This window comes from Halorubrum tibetense, assembly GCF_042661865.1.
Lineage (GTDB): Archaea > Halobacteriota > Halobacteria > Halobacteriales > Haloferacaceae > Halorubrum > Halorubrum tibetense.
Genome location: NZ_JBHSWW010000671.1, coordinates 1 through 576, shown reverse-complemented (window position 1 = coordinate 576; position 576 = coordinate 1). Strand labels below are relative to the sequence as shown.

The following is a 576-nucleotide window of genomic DNA, read 5'->3' as shown; positions in this document are numbered from 1 at the left end:
TGCTTGGCAAAGTCGGCTCGCGGTTGCAAACAAATATCGACGCCCAAGTTATCGGCCAATTCCAACAAACTAACCCGCGCGTGCTTTAAATCGGTATTGCCACTCAAGCGCAGCTGCCAGGCTTTGCGAGGTCGATTACTGCCTTTAGATAAGCTTCTCAATGTTTGCAGTTGCAAACCCATCGGCTCTAATTTCGCCAGCACGGCATTTAGATGCCGAGGCTTTAAATCTTGCGCCATTAGCGTCATCACGTAATCACAAGCTAAATAAGCGCTATCGCTAACCTGCACCAGCACATCGGGGAGCAACTCAGCAATAGACTCCTGCATAGCGCCTGCATCCACAGGCGCCTCGCACTGCGCGGTCAACACAAAGCCATCAGCGCTAGGTTGCACTGATAGGTCATGCCAAGACAAAGGCAGCTGATCCAGCTGGCTAAGCACCTGGGCAAGGGTTTGGTTGTTTTTAAAGCTGGTCAACACGAGCGATGCCATGACAGACAGTACCTATTTAGAAAGGTTGTTCCGGTTACAGAGGTTGTTCCGGTGTTTGAGTGTGAATAACGGGCCGTAATTA

The 576-nt window shown here is 50.5% G+C and carries 1 protein-coding gene; it reads right to left on the bottom strand.

Annotated elements, in window-relative coordinates; genetic code table 11:
* Positions 1-494, bottom strand: a 494-nt coding sequence (locus ACFQEU_RS17665; RefSeq protein WP_379784269.1) for an ACT domain-containing protein, incomplete at its 3' end; no start/stop codon positions are given.
* Between the last annotated feature and the right edge of the window lie 82 nt (positions 495-576).